At 38.2% G+C, this 20,721-nt stretch carries 19 protein-coding genes and 1 pseudogene; 9 read left to right on the top strand and 11 right to left on the bottom strand.

Going from position 1 to position 20,721, the window contains the following annotated elements:
- The first annotated feature begins 40 nt into the window (after positions 1-40).
- Both gabT and CCE82_RS06965 read left to right on the top strand, forming a co-directional pair.
- Positions 41-1,339, top strand: a complete 1,299-nt coding sequence (gabT, locus tag CCE82_RS06970; RefSeq protein ID WP_086428689.1) for a 4-aminobutyrate--2-oxoglutarate transaminase — start codon at positions 41-43, stop codon at positions 1,337-1,339.
- Positions 1,340-1,415: 76 nt separating this feature from the next.
- Entirely contained in the window at positions 1,416-2,771 is a 1,356-nt protein-coding gene (locus tag CCE82_RS06965; RefSeq protein ID WP_086428688.1) for an APC family permease, read from the top strand.
- Between the two features lie 470 nt (positions 2,772-3,241).
- Here CCE82_RS06965 and CCE82_RS06960 read toward each other — a convergent pair whose 3' ends face one another.
- From CCE82_RS06960 to CCE82_RS06930, 8 genes are all read right to left on the bottom strand, one after another.
- Positions 3,242-4,399 (bottom strand): aminotransferase class I/II-fold pyridoxal phosphate-dependent enzyme, encoded by a 1,158-nt coding sequence (locus CCE82_RS06960; RefSeq protein ID WP_086428687.1) that lies wholly within the window; start codon positions 4,397-4,399, stop codon positions 3,242-3,244.
- Positions 4,400-4,435: 36 nt separating this feature from the next.
- On the bottom strand, positions 4,436-5,842 hold the full coding sequence (locus CCE82_RS06955) for a sodium:solute symporter family protein (protein WP_086428686.1): 1,407 nt from the start codon (positions 5,840-5,842) through the stop codon (positions 4,436-4,438).
- Positions 5,843-5,871: 29 nt separating this feature from the next.
- The gene (speB, locus tag CCE82_RS06950; protein WP_086428685.1) at positions 5,872-6,822 is read right to left on the bottom strand and encodes an agmatinase; all 951 of its coding nucleotides are present in this window, start codon (positions 6,820-6,822) and stop codon (positions 5,872-5,874) included.
- Between the two features lie 143 nt (positions 6,823-6,965).
- Complete coding sequence (locus tag CCE82_RS13265; protein WP_240507181.1) at positions 6,966-7,079, bottom strand: putative holin-like toxin; 114 nt, start codon at positions 7,077-7,079, stop codon at positions 6,966-6,968.
- A gap of 318 nt (positions 7,080-7,397) precedes the next feature.
- Positions 7,398-7,844, bottom strand: coding sequence for a Dps family protein (locus CCE82_RS06945; RefSeq protein WP_086428684.1), 447 nt, complete (start codon positions 7,842-7,844; stop codon positions 7,398-7,400).
- Between the two features lie 120 nt (positions 7,845-7,964).
- The gene (locus tag CCE82_RS06940; RefSeq protein WP_086428683.1) at positions 7,965-8,288 is read right to left on the bottom strand and encodes a hypothetical protein; all 324 of its coding nucleotides are present in this window, start codon (positions 8,286-8,288) and stop codon (positions 7,965-7,967) included.
- Positions 8,289-8,507: 219 nt separating this feature from the next.
- Positions 8,508-9,998, bottom strand: a complete 1,491-nt coding sequence (locus tag CCE82_RS06935) for a catalase (RefSeq protein ID WP_086428682.1) — start codon at positions 9,996-9,998, stop codon at positions 8,508-8,510.
- Between the two features lie 246 nt (positions 9,999-10,244).
- Positions 10,245-10,775, bottom strand: a complete 531-nt coding sequence (locus tag CCE82_RS06930; RefSeq protein WP_086428681.1) for a YfiT family bacillithiol transferase — start codon at positions 10,773-10,775, stop codon at positions 10,245-10,247.
- 345 nt (positions 10,776-11,120) lie between these two features.
- Between CCE82_RS06930 and CCE82_RS06925 the strand changes: the two genes are divergently transcribed.
- The 3 genes from CCE82_RS06925 (at position 11,121) to CCE82_RS06915 (ending at position 14,554) form a co-directional block, all read left to right on the top strand.
- Positions 11,121-11,555 (top strand): Hsp20/alpha crystallin family protein, encoded by a 435-nt coding sequence (locus CCE82_RS06925; protein ID WP_086428680.1) that lies wholly within the window; start codon positions 11,121-11,123, stop codon positions 11,553-11,555.
- Positions 11,556-12,574: 1,019 nt separating this feature from the next.
- Positions 12,575-12,871: an SPIN family peroxidase inhibitor gene (gene spn, locus CCE82_RS06920; protein WP_086428679.1), complete on the top strand. Its 297-nt coding sequence runs from the start codon at positions 12,575-12,577 to the stop codon at positions 12,869-12,871.
- A gap of 273 nt (positions 12,872-13,144) precedes the next feature.
- A complete protein-coding gene (locus tag CCE82_RS06915; protein WP_086428678.1) occupies positions 13,145-14,554 on the top strand; it encodes a pyridoxal phosphate-dependent decarboxylase family protein in 1,410 nt (469 codons plus the stop codon).
- Positions 14,555-14,888: 334 nt separating this feature from the next.
- Here CCE82_RS06915 and CCE82_RS06910 read toward each other — a convergent pair whose 3' ends face one another.
- A complete protein-coding gene (locus CCE82_RS06910; RefSeq protein ID WP_240507185.1) occupies positions 14,889-15,326 on the bottom strand; it encodes an Lrp/AsnC family transcriptional regulator in 438 nt (145 codons plus the stop codon).
- Positions 15,327-15,557: 231 nt separating this feature from the next.
- Here CCE82_RS06910 and CCE82_RS06905 point away from each other — a divergent pair, with 231 nt between their 5' ends.
- The 3 genes and pseudogenes from CCE82_RS06905 (at position 15,558) to CCE82_RS06895 (ending at position 18,042) form a co-directional block, all read left to right on the top strand.
- Positions 15,558-16,121, top strand: coding sequence for a TetR/AcrR family transcriptional regulator (locus tag CCE82_RS06905; protein ID WP_206184382.1), 564 nt, complete (start codon positions 15,558-15,560; stop codon positions 16,119-16,121).
- Positions 16,122-16,156: 35 nt separating this feature from the next.
- Positions 16,157-16,725: pseudogene (locus CCE82_RS06900) on the top strand (isochorismatase family protein).
- Positions 16,726-16,830: 105 nt separating this feature from the next.
- Entirely contained in the window at positions 16,831-18,042 is a 1,212-nt protein-coding gene (locus CCE82_RS06895; RefSeq protein WP_086428677.1) for a putative multidrug effflux MFS transporter TcaB, read from the top strand.
- A 76-nt stretch (positions 18,043-18,118) separates the two neighbouring features.
- On the opposite strand, the gene CCE82_RS06890 is transcribed toward CCE82_RS06895, so the two are convergent.
- A complete protein-coding gene (locus CCE82_RS06890; RefSeq protein ID WP_086428676.1) occupies positions 18,119-18,757 on the bottom strand; it encodes an NAD(P)-dependent oxidoreductase in 639 nt (212 codons plus the stop codon).
- Positions 18,758-18,838: 81 nt separating this feature from the next.
- Complete coding sequence (locus tag CCE82_RS06885) at positions 18,839-19,534, bottom strand: CPBP family intramembrane glutamic endopeptidase (protein WP_086428675.1); 696 nt, start codon at positions 19,532-19,534, stop codon at positions 18,839-18,841.
- 277 nt (positions 19,535-19,811) lie between these two features.
- Here CCE82_RS06885 and CCE82_RS06880 point away from each other — a divergent pair, with 277 nt between their 5' ends.
- Positions 19,812-20,438 (top strand): FMN-dependent NADH-azoreductase, encoded by a 627-nt coding sequence (locus CCE82_RS06880; protein ID WP_086428674.1) that lies wholly within the window; start codon positions 19,812-19,814, stop codon positions 20,436-20,438.
- The last annotated feature ends 283 nt before the right edge of the window (positions 20,439-20,721 follow it).

Genomic DNA, 20,721 nt, shown 5'->3' with positions numbered 1-20,721 from the left:
CCCGTATGATACTTCTAATAAACTAATGGAGGGGATGTATATGTCAATCAATCGAAATGCACACTATGCACAATTAAGAGATGAATATGTTGCAAGAGGTGTCGGCAATGGTAATCTCAATACCGCTGCGTACGCTCAAAGTGCCACCGTCACAGATATCGAGGGGCACACTTACATCGATTTTGCAGCAGCGATTGGTACGTTAAATGTCGGTCATAGTCACCCTAAAATCGTTAAACATATTCAAGATAAAGTCCAAAACTTCATTCATCCTGGTTTTAACGTCATTATGTATGAAAGCTATATTCAATTAGCACAAAAGTTGACGCAATTAACACCTGGTGACTTTCCGAAAAAGGCTTTATTTTTAAATTCTGGTGCTGAAGCAGTCGAAAATGCAGTCAAAATTGCGCGTAAATATACAAAACGTGCAGGCGTCGTGTCGTTTGTGCGCGGTTTCCATGGACGTACAAATTTGACGATGAGTATGACAAGCAAGGTGCGTCCTTACAAGCTAGGTTTTGGGCCTTTTGCACCAGAAGTCTATCAAGCGCCTTATCCTCATTTGTCTGAAAAGCCAGCACACTTAACGACCGAAGCCTATATCGATGAAACCATCCAAAAACTTCACGACTTCTTTATCGCAACGGTAGATCCTACAGAAGTTGCATGTATTGTGATGGAGCCTGTTCAAGGTGAAGGCGGATTCGTTATTCCGGATCGTCGTTTCGTCCAAGCGGTCAAAGACATTTGCGAGCAACATGGCATCGTCTTTATTGCTGATGAGATTCAAACGGGCTTTGCACGTACTGGTCGTACTTTTGCGATTGAGCATTTTGATGTAGTTCCCGATTTAATCACGGTCTCTAAATCTTTAGCAGCCGGATTTCCGTTAAGCGGGGTCGTAGGACGTGCTGAAATAATGGATAGCGCCAATCCAGGTGAGCTCGGTGGAACGTATGCAGGTAATCCTCTTGCTTGTGAAGCCGCGTTAAAAGTATTAGAAATTATCGAGGAAGAACATTTAAATGAGCGCGCGGATAGCATTGGTCAAAAATTAGAAGACGCCCTTCATCAATTGCGTCATGAAGTCAATTATATCAGTCATATCCGTCGATTGGGTGCCATGGTCGCAATGGATATTGTAGACCCTGAGACACAACAACCAGATAAAGCTAAAACAGCACATATTATTAAACGTGCAAATGAAAATGGTTTATTGTTGTTATCTGCTGGGTTAAAAGGCAATGTCATACGCTTTTTAACACCACTTGTCATTACAGAAGAAGAACTTGAAGAGGGATTGAAACGCTTAAGAAAAGCATGTTTAGAAGCATAAGTTATACACTCAGCCTCACGTCTTTTCATTTTCATATGTAGCATTGCGTGAGGCTTTAAACAAAGGGGTCGATATCATGCAAAACCAGTTCAATCGTTCCATGAATATCTTTGACGTTTTATTTCTTGCGATAGGTGCCATGCTCGGCTGGGGATGGGTCGTACTTTCAGGTCATTGGGTCGCTACAGCAGGGTTTTTAGGGAGTACGCTTGCCTTTATCATTGGCGGCCTGTTTGTAATATTCATCGGGTTGACCTATGCCGAGTTAGCAGCTGCCATTCCTGAGACGGGGGGTGGATTTATCTTTGTTCAAAAGGCCTTTTCGCCACCACTTGCCTTTCTTTCAGGTTGGTCCGTCCTATTTGGTTACGTTTCAGTCATTACATTTGAAGCTGTTGCACTTCCAACCGTGATTGATTACATCATCCCTTTCAACCATCAAGTCCACTTATGGCAAATTCAAGGTAGCGATGTTTATCTCACTTGGGTCGCGATTGGTTCATTAGGCAGCGTCATTTTGACATCACTCAATTACTTTGGCATCAAGCCTGCCGCTATCATGCAAACTGTATTCACGCTATTCATTGTTGGTGTTGGTTTATTACTTGTTGGTGGGGCTGGCGTCAACGGGCACTTTGAGCAACTCAAACCGCTTTTTGTTGATGGCTTTGGTGGTACAGTGTCGGTGCTCATTATGATTCCGTTTTTATTCGTCGGTTTTGACGTCATTCCACAGATTGCAGAAGAAGTAAAAGCGCCTTCTCAAAAAATCGGTAAAATATTAATTATTTCAATTATCTGTTCTGTCATCTTTTACCTATTAATCGTATTCGGTGTCGCAACAGGGCTTTCCCCATCAGAACTCGCACATACGAACCTTGCAACGGCAGATGCGATGGTGAACTTATTCGGTCACGAAGGCTTTGGTGTCTTACTTGTTTTAGGAGGCGTTGCAGGGATTATTACAAGTTGGAACGCATTTATTATTGGTGGGAGTCGTATTTTGTACGCAATGGCTAAACATGGCATGATACCGAAATGGTTTGCTTATATTCATCCAAAATATCAGACCCCGACGCACGGTATTTTATTTTTAGGGGTACTCGCATTCGTATCGCCACTTTTAGGAGAACCTGCATTAACTTGGATTGTCAATGCGGGTGGTATCGGTGTCGTTATCGGTTATTTACTCGTTGCACTGTCATTTCTTAAATTACGAAAAACAGCCCCACATATGAATCGTCCTTACACGATTCGACATGGAGGTACTGTAGGAATTATCGCAGTGCTGCTCAGTCTATTATTTATTGTCATTTATTTACCAGGTATGCCTTCTTCACTTCAATGGCCTGCCGAGTGGTTAATCGTCTTTATATGGTACTTAATTGCAGTCATCCTTTATACAATTCAAAAAAGCAAGCGGGTTTCATGATTGTATACACTAAAGGAGCTGGGAACAAATTGCGTTTCCCAGCTCCTTTCCTGTGATGAACGAAAATCGAAATATAGAAATGTAAAGTCAATTAAGGTGAGTGAGGATCAAAATTATTGATGCTATTGATGCAATATTTATGTTAAACTTGCCGTCCTTATGGTTTGTGATTTTTGATTGCCATCATTTCCCGACTGCTTTAAAGTCATTAATGAACCATAAATCTCTGAATGGATTGAGGCTTAATAAATTCAATGTCCCAACCCCTAGTCAGCCTTGCGGAGGCAGTACAACGAAATCTTTGTTGCACATGAGATTTCTGTACTGCTCACGAATTGAATTGAGCCCCCTCTTTGAACACGAGTCCATGACGGCAATTGTAAAAATTTAAAAAAGTTATCAATGAGAGCAATTTGATGAAAATATATCAACGTAAGACAATCAAAAATTTTATCCCATCCCTATAATTGCTATGCTTGATAATATGACAAGAAACGTTCTAATCGATTGCATGCTTCTTCAATCGTCGGCATGTCACAAGCAAAGGATAATCGCACGTAGCCTTCCGCAAAATCAGAAAATGACTTACCTGGTACGATAGCCAATTGTTCATGCTCTAATAATTGATTACAAAAGCGGAATGAATCTTGATCATACGCCGACACATCAGGAAAAATATAAAACGTCCCTTGTGGCAACATGACAGGTAATCCCATATCAGTTAAACGTTTGTAAATATAATCACGGCGCTCACGGTATGCTGCATTCATCTTTTCAATATCTGCGGCACCTTCTTTTAATGCCCGAATTGCACCATATTGACTTGGTGTTGCAACACAAATCGAATTATATAAATGCACCGTTGTCACTTCTTCTATCAATTCGGGTGTCGAGAGCACATAGCCGACACGCGCACCTGTCATCGCATGTGATTTTGATAGGCCATTCACGACAAACAGTTGCTTACGAATTTCTGGAAACTCCATAAAAGAACGATGGCGTCCCTCAAATACATTTTCACTATAAATTTCATCCGTAATGATGAAAATGCCTGTCTCTTTCAACACTTCTACAATTTCTGCAATATTTTCATATGACAGTGTCGTCCCTGTTGGATTCGTCGGATAATTGAACATAATGGCTTTCGTTTGAGGTGTAATCGCCGCTTTAATCGATTCAGCTGTCGGAACAAAACCGGTTTGCGACGTATCAATCCATTTCACTTCGGCACCTTGTAATTTTACGATTGGCTCATATCCCAAATAAGTAGGCCCAGGTAAAATCACTTCTTCACCAGGATTTAAGATCGTTCTTAAAATGTCATCGATACCTTCTGAAGCCCCATTGGTCACGACAATTTCTGTTTCAGGATCATAGGTTACACCGAAACGCTCGGCTGTATATTCTGAAATCGCTGTACGTAATTCCAACAATCCTTTGTTATGTGTATATTTCAATTGCCCCTCTTGAATCGCTTGTATCATGGCGTCTTGTACATAAGATGCGACAGGGAAGTCAGACTGCCCGAGCGTTAAATCTAAACAATTGGGGTATTGGTCGACCTTATTCGCAAACTGACGTGTCCCAGGTACTTCTATGTCTTTAATATGCTTGTTTAATAAATCCATTTGATAGATGCCCCCTTTGTAATGATAAGTCTTGTATTATGCATGATGTGATGTTGGTGTCGTATGCGCTTCTTCTTTTTTACGATTAAATTGAGACATGATGATTAATATTATAGCATTAACAATGATTGCGTAAAATATAGTTGCCGTAGATTGTGGTCCTGCAATCGCAATACCGATAAAGATGACAATCACACTTGCAATAATCGCGTAAAAAGCGGCCTGTGGGGTAATCCGTTTCATGAATAATCCTAAAACGACTGGCATAAAAATACCACCTGTTAAAATCGCATAAGCAATATCTATCGCAACAAGGACCTCTTTCACCCAAATCGAAATAACAATCGCCACGACTGCAAGTACAAGTGTTGTCAGGCGTGTCAGTCCTAAAAATTGATGATCTTCCATATTTTTAAAAACATATGGCTTCAATAAGTCGTTAGAAATGATCGTAGCTGAAGCGAGTAATGTCCCTGAAGCTGTGGACATAATTGCTGCAATGAGCGCCGCAAAAACAATTCCTAACAAACCATTCGGTAATGTTTCAAAAGCCATATGTGTAAAAACATTTTGTGTATTTTGGATATTAGGAAACAATACGTATGCACACATACCGACAATAACCATAATAATAGAATAAAGCGCACTATAAAGCCCTACAAGGACACCTGACGTTTTTGAAATGCGCTTCGTCTTGCCTGTAAAGAAACGTTGCCAAATATCTTGTCCGACCATAACACCTAATGTATACGTCACGAAGTAATTCACAATTTCCCCAAAACCGATATTGAAAAAGCTCAAATGTGAAGCCGGCATTTGTTCAAATAATGTCGTCAATCCACCTACACTATGTAAACTCATAGGTAACATAATACAAAACATCCCAATGGTCATTACTAAAAATTGAATCACATCAGTAATTGAGAGCGTCCACATGCCTCCTAAAATTGTATACACAAAGACGATGCCACCCCCGACGAGAATAGCCGTCATCATATTCCAATGAAAAATTTGTGATACGACCGCGCCCATCGCGATCACTTGTGTCACACAAATCATGAGTGTATACATCGCTGTTACTATCGCGCCAATCACTCTGACACGATGACCAAACAAGCGATATAACAATTCGCTGATCGTAATGACCTGTAAATCCATAATCCGATCGAGCAAAAACAAACCGAATACCGTAATACCGACACCAAGCGCGAATACAAACCAAAAACCAGACAGCCCAATTTCATAACCTAACTGTGATGTCCCAATTGTAGATGAGCCGCCTAAGAATACAGCTGTTAAACATCCAAACAACATAAATAGCCCTAAATTGCGGTCTGCTACCATATATTTCTCAGATGATTTCGCCTTTAACACACCAACAATACCTATCGAAATCAGTGCTGCGAAGTAAATGATAAATACTAAAAAGTCTATTGTTTTCATTTTAATCAACTCGCTTTGTGTTTTGTTGTTTATACTTCTTCTGCACGTCGTTTCATCATTGCAATGAGCGTAATCATTTCATATATTACAGATGAAGCGACCACCGCAGTGATTTCACCCGAATCGTATGTAGGTAATACTTCTACCAAATCAAACCCTTTAATATTCAGACCGTCTAAACGTCGGACATATTCTAACGCTTCAAAACTTGTGGGACCTCCAACTTCTGGCGTCCCCGTGCCCGGTGCATAAGCTGGATCTATAAAATCAATATCAAACGATACAAATACTGGCCTATCTCCTACAGTTTCACGAATTCGCTCAACGACTGCTTCCATACCAAGCTGACGTACTTGTCGCATTGGAATCACGTTGTAGCCTAAATCACGTGCATCTTGAATATCTTCTGGTCCGTATAGTGGGCCACGCATCCCAATTTGAATCGAATGTTTAGCATCCACCAATCCTTCTTCTACTGCACGACGAAAAGGTGTACCGTGCATGTACTTTTCCCCATAATAGGCATCCCATGTGTCACTATGCGAATCAAAATGTACAAGCGAAATCGGTCCATACGCTTCATAAAAAGCACGTAAATGTCCCAATGAAATAGAATGATCGCCACCTATCATAATCGGAACAATTCCTCGTGCAAGTACTGGCTTAAGCTTGTCTGTCATTTGATCATAAGTTTTGAGTACATTACCTGGTATCACATCGACATCACCATAATCAATCCCCGAACAGTAATCAAAAATATTGATGTCTTGATCTGGGTTATAGGGTCTGAGCAATACCGAAAAGTCTCGAATATGTTGCGGTCCATAACGTTGCCCCGTCCGATTAGATGCTGCTGTATCGAAAGGCACCCCCATGATTAAAAAATCTACCCCTTCTAACACATCCACGTAAGGCAAGCGCATAAATGTACGCGGCCCTACAAACCGTGGTGACATCGATGAATCTTTTGGTTGAAACATAAAAATCTACCCCTTTGTCAAATTTCTATATTTTCTAAAAATTATAAACTTCATGGATTCAAAGTAAAGAACCAGTTACTTTCAACTCAAGGTACCAGTATATAATAAGCTAGACAAAAAATAACCATCTCACTCCGTCAAAGTTAGAGATGGTTATTTTTTTGAACAATGATAGCAATAAACACGACTAAACTGATTAAAGCTACGATAAGGTTACCGAAAGCACACATCAGCATGAGTACGTCTATCACACTCATTATTCAAGGCCTCTCCTTTCTAAAGATTTTGATAATACGTTCATACGCATCACCTCTCTTTATACAAAGATAGCCACCATCCATCTCGCTTTCTCACAATATCATTTTATAGTTCGTTTTAAATTTCGTCCTCAATTATATTTATTTATACTTTTATTGCATTTATTATAAAATGTGTGTTCAAACTAGAAAACATGATAAAATGCGCCTTTCTTATACTTAAATCTGCATTTCTTAGAGTAAAATAAAAAAAAGACCCGAATCATCGAGGGTATAGCAATACTATCCCAAGACGACCCGAGCCTCACATGTTGTCAATTAGCCAATATAAGCTTTCAACATCCAAATGTTATGTTCTAATTCTGTCGCGATTTCGATAAACATATCTGCTGAACGATCATCGCCCGCTTCTTCTGCGTTACCTTGCGCTTGTTTTAATTCTTTAACCACTGTTTCGAAGTCTGCAGCTAATTGTGCGACCATTTGTTCAGCTGTAATATTTTTCTCAGCTTCTTCAATGCTAGAAACTTCTAAAACTTCTTTCATTGTACCAACTGGCTTACCTTCTAAAGCAAGCGCACGTTCAGCAATTTCATCTACATATACTGCCACTTTGTTATAAAGTTCTTCAAATTTTTCATGTAATGCGAAGAAGTTGTGGCCTTTCACGTACCAATGATAGTTATGGATTTTAGTCCATAATACTGTAAAGTTTGATAATTGTAAGTTTAAATCTTCAACGACTTGTTCTCTGCCTTGAGCCATTTATAATCTCACCTTTCTTGCTTCTATTATTTTCATTTTTTATTTAATCATACATTCATATTTTAACCGATATATGATGTACTAAACACAAATAGTTAAATGTTCACGTGTTCTCCACATTTAGATTTTAGAGTGTAGGTACTCTGACATCGCTTTAACTTTGTCAGCGTCACTCTCTTCTAATGTAAACACGCCATAGTCAAATGTAATTTCTAACGCATTGTCTGTTGTTTTAATTTCTTTAATTTCGTTAAATTGGATGTTACGGTAATAAAATTGACCGTCCATATCCACGTTTAAAATCAGACGTTCATTTGTCGCAACATAAGCTGCATCAAAACGTTTTGTCACGTCTTTCATTTGATAAGGCATAACACCTAATACAGACGTTTCAATGTGTTCTGTTGGAAATAAATCGTCTGGATTGATTCTATCTAATATCATTTCAAAACCCCTCGATTCCAAATTTAAGGTCATGTATACGATCAATATGGTATTTGACACTATGATATTGACCCTATACGGCGCATCAAAGGCGATTGTCTTCAAGATGCAATAAGCGCGCTATCAAATCAATCGCCTTTAATGATACCGTGTGTTAAACGGGAAGCTGTAAGGGTAATAACAGCTTTTATTATTTAATTATAAATTTATTTGAAGTCATTAGATTTCAGCAATAATGCTTTCTAATTGATCTTCCATACCTAATGCTTTCGCAACACCTGTACCGTAGTTCACGTCTGCTTGGTAACAGTTTTTGATATGACGGCGTTTCACTTCATCAGTTGTACCTTGCATTTCATTTGCTGTAGTTACAAACATACGCTCTTGTTGTTCAGGTGATTGTAGACGGAACAATTTACCTGGTTGTTCGAAGTAGTTGTCATCGTCTTCTCTGAAATCATACTCATACGCGCCACCTTCTAATTCTAATGGTGGACGTTTATATTCTGGTTGACTTTGGTGTGCACCGTAACTATTTGGATAGTAGTGTGTTTGACCACCTTGGTTACCATCTAAGAAACGCATTGCACCGTCACGGCTGAATGGGCAAATATTTTCAACGCCAACACCTTTTGGTTGGTTAACTGGAATTTGCCAGTGGTTAACACCTAAACGGTAGCGTTGTGCATCACCGTAAGCGAACAAACGACCTTGTAACATTTTGTCTGGTGAGAAATCTAAACCAGGAATAATGTTTGTAGGCGCGAATGCTGCTTGCTCAACATCCATGAAGTAGTTTTCAGGGTTACGGTTTAATTCGAATTCCCCTACTTCAATTAAAGGATAGTCCCCTTTGTACCATACTTTAGTTAAGTCAAATGGGTTATCTTTATGGTTTTTCGCTTGTTCTTCAGTCATCACTTGAATGTACATTTTCCATTTCGGGAAGTCGCCTTCTTCAATGGCATTGTACAAGTCGCGTTGTGAAGATTCACGGTCATTTGCGATAATTGCTGCCGCTTCATCAGGTTGTAAGTTTTCGATACCTTGTTGTGTTCTGAAGTGGAATTTCACCCAAACACGTTCATTGTTAGCATTAATCATGCCATAAGTATGTGAACCGAAGCCGTGCATATGTCTATAACCTTTTGGAATACCACGGTCTGTCATTAAGATAGTGACTTGGTGTAACGCTTCTGGTAATGACGTCCAGAAATCCCAGTTGTTTTGTGCACTTCTCATATTTGTGCGTGGATCACGTTTAACGGCGTGGTTTAAACTTGCGAATAATTTTGGATCACGGAAGAAGAATACCGGTGTGTTGTTACCTACAAGATCCCAGTTCCCATCTTCAGTGTAGAATTTTAACGCGAAACCACGGATGTCACGTTCTGCATCTGCTGCACCACGTTCACCAGCTACTGTAGAGAAACGTGCGAACATTTCAGTTTTTTTACCTACTTCTGAAAAGATTTTCGCGTTTGTATATTTTGTAATGTCATTCGTTACTGTGAAAGTACCAAACGCACCTGAACCTTTTGCGTGCATACGACGTTCAGGAATAACTTCGCGATCAAAGTGTGCCATTTGTTCTAAAAAGTACCAGTCTTGCATCAATAATGGACCACGTGGACCCGCAGTTATCGAATTTTCGCGGTCACTGACAGGATGGCCAAATAAGCCCGTTAATTTTGATTCATCTCTGTTCATATTTTCACACCTCTAGATTAGAATTATTTTAATTTAGTATACCATTACTTTATATTAATTACAAAGTGATTATCGTAAAAAACGAAAAATTTTTATGACTCATCAACTTAATACACCTCTTAAACCTTGTTATATCAACATCGAAAGAAATATAGAAAATTGATGTCCAAGTGATTGGTTTAAAAATGTGCTTTTTATACACCTTATTCCATTTTCAACTAAATACGTCTATCATCAGTTAAAAAGTCAAATAGAGTCATTCACTTCGAGTTGTCCTAAAGCAATTTGGATATGTGCAAGGTGATGCCGTTCATGCCATGATAACTTTGCAACTGTTTCCCCTACCGTCGTTGCACCACTGTCTTCTAACACAAAGTCTCTTGTCAATTCTGCTTCCGTTAAATGTTGACCTATTGCAATGACGCGTTGATTAATTGCATCAAGCATTTGAATTGATACTTCTATCGGTAAAGCTGAATCTGCCAATTTCACCCATTCATCTTGAACAAAATTTGGCACTTTAGGATGCGTATCAGTTAAAGCCAATTTGAGACGTTGAAACATATTCATCTGTGAATCCGCAATATGGTGGACAAGTTGTTGTACTGTAAAACTACCCTCACGGTAAGTCGCCTGCAAATCTTCTTGGTTCAAATTCGCTACAGTTTTCCTCAAATCTTGTACATATTGCGCAATTTCTTCTAGCCAAGAGTCAATGTGCGCACGCGTCACGGTTTCTGGTACTTCTAATCCTCCAATAGGATATCTTACATCCATAATGACCCCTCCATTCATAGTATAAGACACCTTAATCATATCATTTCACACTACACATGTAATTCAATACGATTAATATAAAAGTATATTTCTCTATTCTTTTTTCGAAATCCTATTGATACATTTACCCATTATGATTGTATACTATGTTTTCATTTTACTTTTTATATGACTCAATTGTGACAAAAGTTAACAACATACTTTGACCTTGACTATCTTTGACCATTGATGTATACTTTAACCATAAAGCAAATCACTTTAATGTAATAAGGTCAAAGTGATTGTAAAAATCATTGTTGCGTTAGCCGTATTCAAACACTAACGTGAGTGAAGGAGAGATGCATTATGGCTTTTGATATGAGACCTTTTAATCATTCATTTTTCAATATGGAACCTAGTGATTTCTTCAAAGATTTCGGACGTCATATGTTAGACGAAGCATTTACAACATCTCATATTAGAACAGATATCAAAGAACTGGACGATGCTTACGTGGTAGAAGCTGAATTGCCAGGTATGAATAAAGAAAACATTCAATTAAAATTTGAAAATAACGTATTGACTATTGCTGCACAAAACACTGTAGAAGATCGTAAAGAAGATGAAGCAGGACGTGTCATTCGACAAGAGCGTCACTTCAGTAACATGCAACGTCAATTTAATTTTAATAACGTAGATGAAAGCAATATTAAAGCTTCTTATCAAAACGGCATGTTAAACGTGACACTAGGTAAACGTACACCAGGTCGTTCTACAAATTCTGACATCCCTATCGATTAAAACATCGCATTCTGCTATATGAATTTTATAACCTTTCCATTTTTAAGGATGGGACATAAAAATTTTTGATGCTATGGATGCAATATTTTTGCTAAACTTGCCCTCCTTTATAGTTTGTGGTTTTTGATTGCCCTCATGGCTTCCCTTCCGAGGGGCTGGCCCTTCAACTAAATTCGGCTTGATTTAAACATACATGAGATGGAAGCCGAATTGGATTTTCCGGCCCAGCTGATCCCTCAGGAGTCTCAGCCTTCTGGGCAATCTTAGACCCAATAAAGCGAAACTGAGGGCAAGCTTCTAAATTGAAGACAATCCATAGCATCCAATTTTTACGTCCAATTCATCCTCGTTTTTGGCTGTTTTATCATCAATAATCGATATAAGTTCATAAAATGTAGAGACTGGGGAAACAAATGTCGCACTCCTTACATATCATCACTTTTTTCACTTACGATTTAACATACAGCCCCTTCATCAACCCCAATAAAAAGTTACATTAAAGACATTCTATTGATTTTTATTATGATGATGTTAACGTTTTTATTTTATGTCTCACTCTAGATTGCCAACCGGGGACGAGACTCCTGAAGGAAAATATCACAAATAAAATCCTGTCATTTAACTTTGATAGTGGCCGCCGTTCAACGCAGTAGCTGTCTGACTCCTCAATGCTTGTGCTTTTGAGAAGTCTAGTCAGCCTTGCGGGGGCAGTACGACGAAATCTTTGTTGCACATGAGATTTCTGTACTGCTCCCGAAAATCCACCAACGCTTCAACAAATGTCTTATGATAAAAGCGTTGGTTAGTTGAAGCGAGCGCCTAGGAACGCGAGTCCCCGGTAGCAATCCAGTAAACAATAGAATTAAAAAGCTAGTGCCATATATCTATTTATAAAATAATTCAACTGATATGCTCAAACATTAAACAAATATTAACTATTATTAAATACACTTAATAATGCAATATTCATCAAATTTTCATGTTATATTAGTCTCATCAAAACAAAGGAGTTGTATAGTATGAAAAAAACATTAGTTGCAGGTTTAGCAGTAGCAGCATTATCGACAGGTGTTTTCGCAACAAGTCACGAGGCGAATGCACAAGTAACATCACAAAACGGTATCATTTTACACGATGATTCAAGGTTCCTTGAACATGAATTAGATTATGTAAAAGTACTTATCAATCCAAATACAGACCAACAAACAAAAGCACAACTTCAAGATTATTTCGCTAAACAAGGTTTAAACTCAGTGAGCGAAATCGTTCAAAAAGCAAAACAAGACGGTCTTAACGTATCAGAATTCAATCAATAATTTGACACTTAACATTTAAACGCTCTCTAACGCTTAATAATATAATGCCATCACCTTAATCGCTACTTAAAGGTGATGGCTTTTTCATTTCTGACCGTTCACTTTATTTTCTAATGTGGATTGTCAACCTCACTTCATAAAATAAGGTCATTACTTTTGTCGTTGTTACTCTCTAACTTTTTAAGATTTAGTCCATCTTTTCTTGAGAATGATGTCTTTTTGTTTCGCTACAATAATAATATTGAAAAACAAGCATATTAAGGAGGCAGTCATATGTATAGAGATATTAAAAATACGCACTCTGAATGGCGTCATTTTATTTATAATGAAGTGGAATATTTATTAAATAGAGAGATGAAAGATTTACCTGTCGTACGCAAACCGACAGAGAGTATGATTGCAAAATATCAACATATGATAATCCCAAAAGAAGGAAAAGGGATTGAGGAAGTGATGGATTTACTACATAACGAGGTGCTAAATTACAACTATCGCTCGAACCATCCACGTGCATTTTCATTTATTCCCGGCCCAGCATCTCAATTATCTTGGCTCACTGATCTTTTAACGAGTGCGCACAATATTCACGCATCCAATTTTGCAAACGCGCCACTTCCTATTACAATTGAACATCGCTTAATTCATTATTTAAGTGAAAAAATAGGATTCGATCCCACATTATCTGGCGGCGTCTTCGTATCAGGTGGTTCGATGGCAACATTGACTGCGATTACTGCTGGTAGAGATGCGATGATTCCGCTCTCTCGAATGGCTGAGGCGACGGTCTATTTAACAGCTCAAGCACACTTTTCTGTCGCAAAAGCATTCCACATTGCTGGTTTTGCACAAACACAACTTCGCTATATTCCAACTGACGACTTATACACCATGGACGTGAATGCTTTAGAACATCAAATTGAATTAGACATCGCGAATGGCTACCGTCCTATTATGATTGTCGCAACGACGGGAACGACCAACACAGGTGCCATTGATGATTTAAGCAATATTACACGTATTGCACGTCAACATCGGATGTGGGTCCATGCGGATGGCGCTTTTGGCTTATCACACATTTTCACTGAAGAAGGTAAACAATTGTTAAAAGATATCGACAAGGTGGACAGTGTCACATGGGATGCGCACAAGTTGTTATTCCAAACATATAGCTGTGCCATGGTTATCGTCAAAAATAAAAACCATCTGCTGTCTACTTATGGAGTCGAAGCTGAGTATTTGGATGATATTACTTCAACAAATGAAAATATTGATCCAGAGAAATTAGGTATGGAATTAACACGCCCACCTCGAGGATTGAAATTATGGGTGACATTACAAGTACTTGGTGAAGATGAAATTAAACGGCGTATCGAATACGGACAAAAAATGGCGTGTTATGTCGAACAACAAGTCCAACAGATGGCTAATTGGAAAATTGTCACAGTCCCACAACTTTCTATTATCAACATCCGCTACGAGCATCCAGATAAGACCCCGGAAGAAAATGATAAAGTGATGCAATATGCTGCTTCACGTATCGCACAATCAGGCTATGCAGCAGCGTATACTACAGAGTTAAATCATCGCCGTGTCATTCGCTTTTGTACCATTCACCCAGAAACGACGACTGCAGATATCGATGGAACATTACAACGTCTGAATACCTATGTCCAAGAAGCGTAAACATGATAAGCAAAATTTAAAGAGAACATTATTAATTTTTCAGCCCTTCTTACGATAAATGAAAACGATTCAATCGAATGCTAAAATCAATTTAAATTGTATATGGCTAAAAATTTTTGATACTTTTCGCTTTCTTCATTTCATCAGTTTGTTCTCATTGGTTCATGGTCTTTTCAATTGCTAAAATGGGCGAGACTTCTGAGCAAATCATCCCATAAGAACGCACGCCCATGATGGCAATTATAAAAATTTAAAGGGCCGTCAATGAACGCAATTTGATGAAAATATATCTATTAAGACAGTTGAAGTTTTGATCTTTCCGCCTTTTCTATCTTCAATCTGTCTTCACTTTATGTAATATGATAGAGGTGTTGAATTCTGCAATACGCTCCATTTTCAAGATTATCTCATTCAAACTCGCAATATCTTTCGTATGCCCCTGTATAATATATTTTTCAGTCCCTGTGACCGCATAATATTCTTGAAAATCTGGAACTTGTTGAAGTCGCTTTTCAAATTCTGAAATTGCAACTTTGATTTCTGTAACCTTCATAAAAAAGCCAATCATGTAACCTAACTTTTCATAATTCACATCTACATTAAACCCATGAATAACGCCCGATTCTATCATTTTTGAAATCCGGTTTTTAACACTGGGCTCAGATAACATGACTAAAGAAGATATGGTCTTCACTTTCATACGTGCGTTTGTTTTCAGCAATTTTAATATTTGTACATCGATTTCGTCCATGCAATCGCCTTCTTTCTCCATCAATATTAGCTACCACCTCGAAAAATTCCATTCAAAGTCAGTATCATCATTCCTTCTCGTATCGTTTTTATTATATAGGTAGAAACACGTCATCTTCAATTTTAAAACGATACAAATGGCCGCTCTCTCCCCTATCTTATACTGATATATTTTTGTGAGTTTATTTCTTGAAACGGACACCCATCCCACTTATAATAGCATTATCATCTTAAAAGAAGGGAGTTGGGAGTTGTGTCAAAGCGTAGTGATGCTCTTAGAAACGAACAACACATTCTTACTACAGCACAAAGATTGTTTAATGACGCCACAGTTGATAAAGTAAGCATGAAAAAAATAGCGGAAACAGCTCAAATTGGAACTGGAACGCTTTATCGCCATTTCTCCAATAAGTCTGATATTTGTTCGACATTGTTAGCTCATGAAGTGACACAAATGTTTGAACGTATTGATCGTCATAAGCAAAAGGTAGGCGACCCGCACGAACAACTCCGCTTCATCTTTTTATCACTGATCAAACTGATGGAAGAAAATGTTAACTTGTTAAAAGAAATTGAACGTACTGACAAACAAAAGCGTGTCATGATGCAAACACCCTTTTATGTTAAGTTAAAAGAAGAAGTGATGGCGTGTGTCACAACATTAGACGTTGTGAGAGATCCTGATTTTCTGAGCGATATGTTGATCAATTCATTTTCAGCTGATGTTTTTGAGTATCAACATTATGTCAAAGGGATTCCATCAGAACAGTTTGTCGATCGTATTTTAAAAATTTTCATCCGTGGCGTTCAGTCATAAATCAATTAAGTTAATCAATGGAAGGAAGATGTGACATGAATTTTGAAAATACAGCACTTGTATTAGTCGATTTACAAAAGGGCATTGCCAATATGGGAGAGACGGCACCTCATAGTGTTTCAACCGTATTAGATAATGCGAGCCAAATGGTGAAGTTATTCAAAGAAAATAATGGTTTTATCGCTTTTGTACGCGTTAATTTTCATGACGGAAAGGATGCATTAAAACCTAATGCAATGCGTCCATTACCAGGTGGCGCGCCTGCACCGGACTTTGCAGAACTTGCAGATGAACTTGGCGCAGAACCTCATGATTACATTGTGAATAAACGCGGCTTTAGCGGCTTTTTCGGGACAGATCTCGACTTGCAACTCCGTCGTCGTGGCATTAAAAATATCGTTATTGGTGGGATTTCAACGCATGTCGGTGTAGATACAACTGCGCGTGATGCGTATCAACATGCTTACGACCAATATTTCGTCTCTGATATGATGTCAGCACCTGAAGCATCATTACACAACTTTTCAATTGAGAATACTTTCCCACTCATGGACAAGTCTTAACAACTGCAGAAATGAAAGCACAACTTCAATCTGAAAAATAAGAGCGCACATGATTTAGGGGGTTGCACGGAAGTCAATGGGGTGATTTCCGTGCTCTTTTTTACCATTTTTTATTGAGTCTAGTATAAAAAGAAAGGGATTAAGTTATGGAAAATAAACGTACGTCTCCATTATTTGTTATTATCATGGCGGGACTTGCTGCATTTGGACCGCTTTCTATAGATATGTATTTACCCGCTTTACCTGAAGTTAAAAATACTTTTGGGACAACTACAGCTATCACACAACTCACATTAACACTCTTCATGGTCGGTCTTGCAGTAGGAAATATCGTAGCTGGGACAGTATCAGATTCGACAGGTCGTAAAAAGCCGTTAATCATCAGTCTCATTTCTTATGTCATTGCTTCTATTGTGATTGCACTCGCACCAAATGTCATTGTAATGATTGTCTTTCGCTTTATTCAAGGGGTTTCTGGTGGAGCAGGGATTGTATTATCAAGAGCAATTGCAACAGACTTATATAAAGGAAGAGCATTAACACAATTTTTAGCGTTGTTGATGCTCGTTAATGGGGCTGCACCGGTATTAGCACCGATGTTTGGTGGATTCATTTTAAGTTTAGCGAACTACCGCGTACTTTTCTGGATTTTAACAATCTTATCTCTATTAATGTTAGTCGGTGCACTCTTTAAAATTGATGAAACATTACCACAAGCTTCACGCCGTCCAGCACATGTCAAAGCGATTGCTGAAGATTTTAAAATATTACTCACACGCCGTTCATTTATACTTCCAATTTTAATTCAAGGGTTCACTTATGCAATGTTCTTCAGCTATATGGCAGCGTCTCCATTCATTATGCAAAATTTATACGGATTAACAGCACAGCAATATAGCTACATTTTTGCGCTAACAGGTTTAGGACTCATTGTCACTGCTCAATTAACAGGACGCATCGTCAAATATGTCAATCAACATGCCCTTTTCCGTACATTTTCATTTATACAATTGGCCGGTGCGATTTTAGCTATTTTCTCGTTAATGAATCATTGGTCTTTATGGATTTTATTACCTGCCTTTTTACTTATCATGGCCCCAGTCGCAGGTATCGCTACATTAGCTTTTGCGATTGCTGTTGAAGGTCAGAAAAAAGGGATTGGTAGTGCTTCAAGCTTAGTCGGCTTATTACAATATTTCATCGGTGGGATTTCAACACCCCTCGTTGGCTTACAAGGTGAATACAGTTATGTCCCTTACATTTTCGTCGTGATTGTCACAATGACTGTGATTATGCTCCTTCAGTTTTATCATTACTGGGCAAATACACGACACGAATCACAAGCAAATGTAGAGTAGAGACATTTTCACAAAAAAGTGTGTATCTATAAGGCGTATAGTCAGCCTCGTAGATACACACTTTTTAATTAGATAATTAATTCTTTTCACTCACGACTGTCATTTGTTGTTTAAGATGATCCCCACGTTCAACTTCATCTACTATTGCTAACGCCATATCTGGATAGCTCACATAGCTTTCTCCATCAGAATTGAACAACATCACATCTCCACCAATACGATAGTTCCCTGTACGTGGGCCATCTGCATCAAAAAATGCGGAAGGGCTCACAAATGTCCAATTTAAATCGGTTGTTGCTTGTAAATCCTCTAAATTTTTTGCTTGCCCTACAGCAATTTCATATGCAAAATCAGGAACACGACCTACATCAAAACTGTTTTTCGTTCTTTCCTCATCCATATAAAGACTGCCTGCACCACCAAGGACGATTAAACGCGTGTCGACACCAGATAACGCACGAATGAGTACACGCCCAGCATCGATATGTGGTTGCGTCTGACCAATTGGTGTCCCAAATGCATTGACAACAACATCAAATACGCTTAAATCTTCAGTCGTTAAATCAAAAATATCTTTCTCTATCACTTTAAGGCTTTTATCTGACACTTTAGATGCATCACGCACTATAGCCGTCACGTCCAATCCTCTGTTCACCGCTTCTTCTGTAATTAAACGCCCGGCTTTACCTGTCGCACCAATAATACCAACTTTCATGTTAGCGACCTCCCTCTTCTTTATCTTGTCTACTTTATATTATAGGTCAGCTTCAAGATAAATGAAAAACTTGCGCTCGCATTAGATCCCCAACATGCCTAATATTTGAGATACCGAGTTAATGATAATATGGAGTACCATTGCAACTAAAATATTGCGTTTTGACGCCATATAGACATATGTCATCGCAACACCTCCTGCAATAAATGGTAGAAATGTCCATATCGACGTGAAATGAAGAAAATGCGAGACACCGAAAACAAGAATAGAAACGACTGCCATGAATCGAAAGCCGAATTTCTTGCCGAGTTCACCAATAATCAGGTGACGAAATAGCAATTCTTCAACAATCGGCGTTAAAATACCAATCGTAATCAAACTTAACGGCAATGTGATGATACGTTCATCCAATATCGCCATCAATGGGACAAAACGCTGATAAATAAGAATAAAGCCTGTCAGTATGAAATAAACAACGATGATTCGCCACCAGTGTTGACGCACGCCTTTTAATCTTGCTTGAGCAGCAGTAACAATATGATGACGATGCAATGCAATAAAAATGATGATGACAATCACTTGCGCTAAAAACATCATCACATTGAAAAGAATCGTACGCCCAGGTTGTTGTAATGAATAGTTAAAGTAACTTTCCAATAATTTAGGAAAAACGTCTTCCGCTAGCAATGGAAAAAGATACTGTAATAAAATAAATACAGGGACGATTATAAAATCACGATAATGCACCGGCCTCCCTGACGATGATAAAGTTGTCATGTTTGTACTCCTTTTTATGTTTCTCTTTAGTCACGTGAACTTATCATAACAATAGCCATATCGCCTTTCAATAGCATTTCATTGATTTTGATTTAAGTATCAATATGACACTATCATGATAAAAAGCCTGTTATTACAAGCTTTTTCGAGTGTAATTGTACAAATTTGAAATGTGTTTCAAAAAAAATCACGAATTCGAGATTTTATTGTTGATATATTTTTTATACCTGTTATAATAAGACTATCGATTCTTGAAAAAAGGAAGGAAATATTAATTATGGCTAAATTACTTTATATTACAGCACACCCTCTAGATGAATTACTTTCAGCTTCAATGGCTGCAGGTAAAACTTTTAAAGAAACTTACGAAAAAGCTCACCCAGAAGATGAAGTGGTACACATCGACTTATTCAAAGAAGATATTCCACAAATCGACGCAGACGTATTCTCTGGTTGGGGTAAATTACAAAACGGCGAAACTTTAACAGAAGCTGAAGAGAAAAAAGTTAACCGTTTAGGCGAAATCGTTGAAGAATTCATTAATGCAGATAAATATGTATTCGTTTCACCAATGTGGAACTTATCATTCCCACCTGTACTTAAAGCATATATCGATGCTGTTGCAGTAGCAGGTAAAACATTCAAATATACTTCAGAAGGTCCTGTTGGTTTATTAACTGACAAAAAAGCTTTACACATCCAAGCTCGTGGTGGATTCTACTCTGAAGGTCCTGGCGCTGACTTAGAACACGGTGATCGTTACATCAAAACGATGATGGCATTCTTCGGAGTACCTTCATACGAAACAATCATTGTTGAAGGTCACCATGCTGCACCAGAACGTAGCGAAGAAATCAAAGCACATTCACTTCGTCAAGCTGAAGAACTTGGACGTAGCTTCTAATATTAGATTTAATGGTAAAGATCCTTTCCGTGAATTTCATGGAAAGGGTCTTTTTTTGTTGTATTTTGATTTTGAACTGTCCAATAAATAAGGTTTAAATTACCTCTATCTATTGCGACCTCATTTTCGCAAAATCCTTATCCCGTCTATATGTAAACGCTTCAAAATTTTCGAGATTTTCAACACTTCCATAATTGCGCTAAAGCCCGCCACGACGCTATTTTTGTCTAATTTGTGAATATTATCACATTTGTATTGTGTCATTTGCCATGATTTTATATAA

It is taken from the genome of Staphylococcus cornubiensis, from assembly GCF_900183575.1.
GTDB lineage: Bacteria > Bacillota > Bacilli > Staphylococcales > Staphylococcaceae > Staphylococcus > Staphylococcus cornubiensis.
This window is presented reverse-complemented; position numbering and strand designations above follow the sequence as displayed.

Coding starts and splice junctions, on each gene's coding strand:
- speB (WP_086428685.1), bottom strand. CDS start 6,822: ATGTTTCAACCAAAAGATTCATCGATGTCACCACGGTTTGTAGGGCCG.
- CCE82_RS06940 (WP_086428683.1), bottom strand. CDS start 8,288: ATGATATTAGATAGAATCAATCCAGACGATTTATTTCCAACAGAACAC.
- CCE82_RS06945 (WP_086428684.1), bottom strand. CDS start 7,844: ATGGCTCAAGGCAGAGAACAAGTCGTTGAAGATTTAAACTTACAATTA.
- CCE82_RS06895 (WP_086428677.1), top strand. CDS start 16,831: ATGGAAAATAAACGTACGTCTCCATTATTTGTTATTATCATGGCGGGA.
- CCE82_RS06930 (WP_086428681.1), bottom strand. CDS start 10,775: ATGGATGTAAGATATCCTATTGGAGGATTAGAAGTACCAGAAACCGTG.
- gabT (WP_086428689.1), top strand. CDS start 41: ATGTCAATCAATCGAAATGCACACTATGCACAATTAAGAGATGAATAT.
- CCE82_RS06915 (WP_086428678.1), top strand. CDS start 13,145: ATGTATAGAGATATTAAAAATACGCACTCTGAATGGCGTCATTTTATT.
- CCE82_RS06955 (WP_086428686.1), bottom strand. CDS start 5,842: ATGAAAACAATAGACTTTTTAGTATTTATCATTTACTTCGCAGCACTG.
- CCE82_RS06910 (WP_240507185.1), bottom strand. CDS start 15,326: ATGGAGAAAGAAGGCGATTGCATGGACGAAATCGATGTACAAATATTA.
- CCE82_RS13265 (WP_240507181.1), bottom strand. CDS start 7,079: ATGAGTGTGATAGACGTACTCATGCTGATGTGTGCTTTCGGTAACCTT.
- CCE82_RS06925 (WP_086428680.1), top strand. CDS start 11,121: ATGGCTTTTGATATGAGACCTTTTAATCATTCATTTTTCAATATGGAA.
- CCE82_RS06885 (WP_086428675.1), bottom strand. CDS start 19,534: ATGACAACTTTATCATCGTCAGGGAGGCCGGTGCATTATCGTGATTTT.
- CCE82_RS06965 (WP_086428688.1), top strand. CDS start 1,416: ATGCAAAACCAGTTCAATCGTTCCATGAATATCTTTGACGTTTTATTT.
- CCE82_RS06890 (WP_086428676.1), bottom strand. CDS start 18,757: ATGAAAGTTGGTATTATTGGTGCGACAGGTAAAGCCGGGCGTTTAATT.
- CCE82_RS06935 (WP_086428682.1), bottom strand. CDS start 9,998: ATGAACAGAGATGAATCAAAATTAACGGGCTTATTTGGCCATCCTGTC.
- CCE82_RS06960 (WP_086428687.1), bottom strand. CDS start 4,399: ATGGATTTATTAAACAAGCATATTAAAGACATAGAAGTACCTGGGACA.
- spn (WP_086428679.1), top strand. CDS start 12,575: ATGAAAAAAACATTAGTTGCAGGTTTAGCAGTAGCAGCATTATCGACA.
- CCE82_RS06880 (WP_086428674.1), top strand. CDS start 19,812: ATGGCTAAATTACTTTATATTACAGCACACCCTCTAGATGAATTACTT.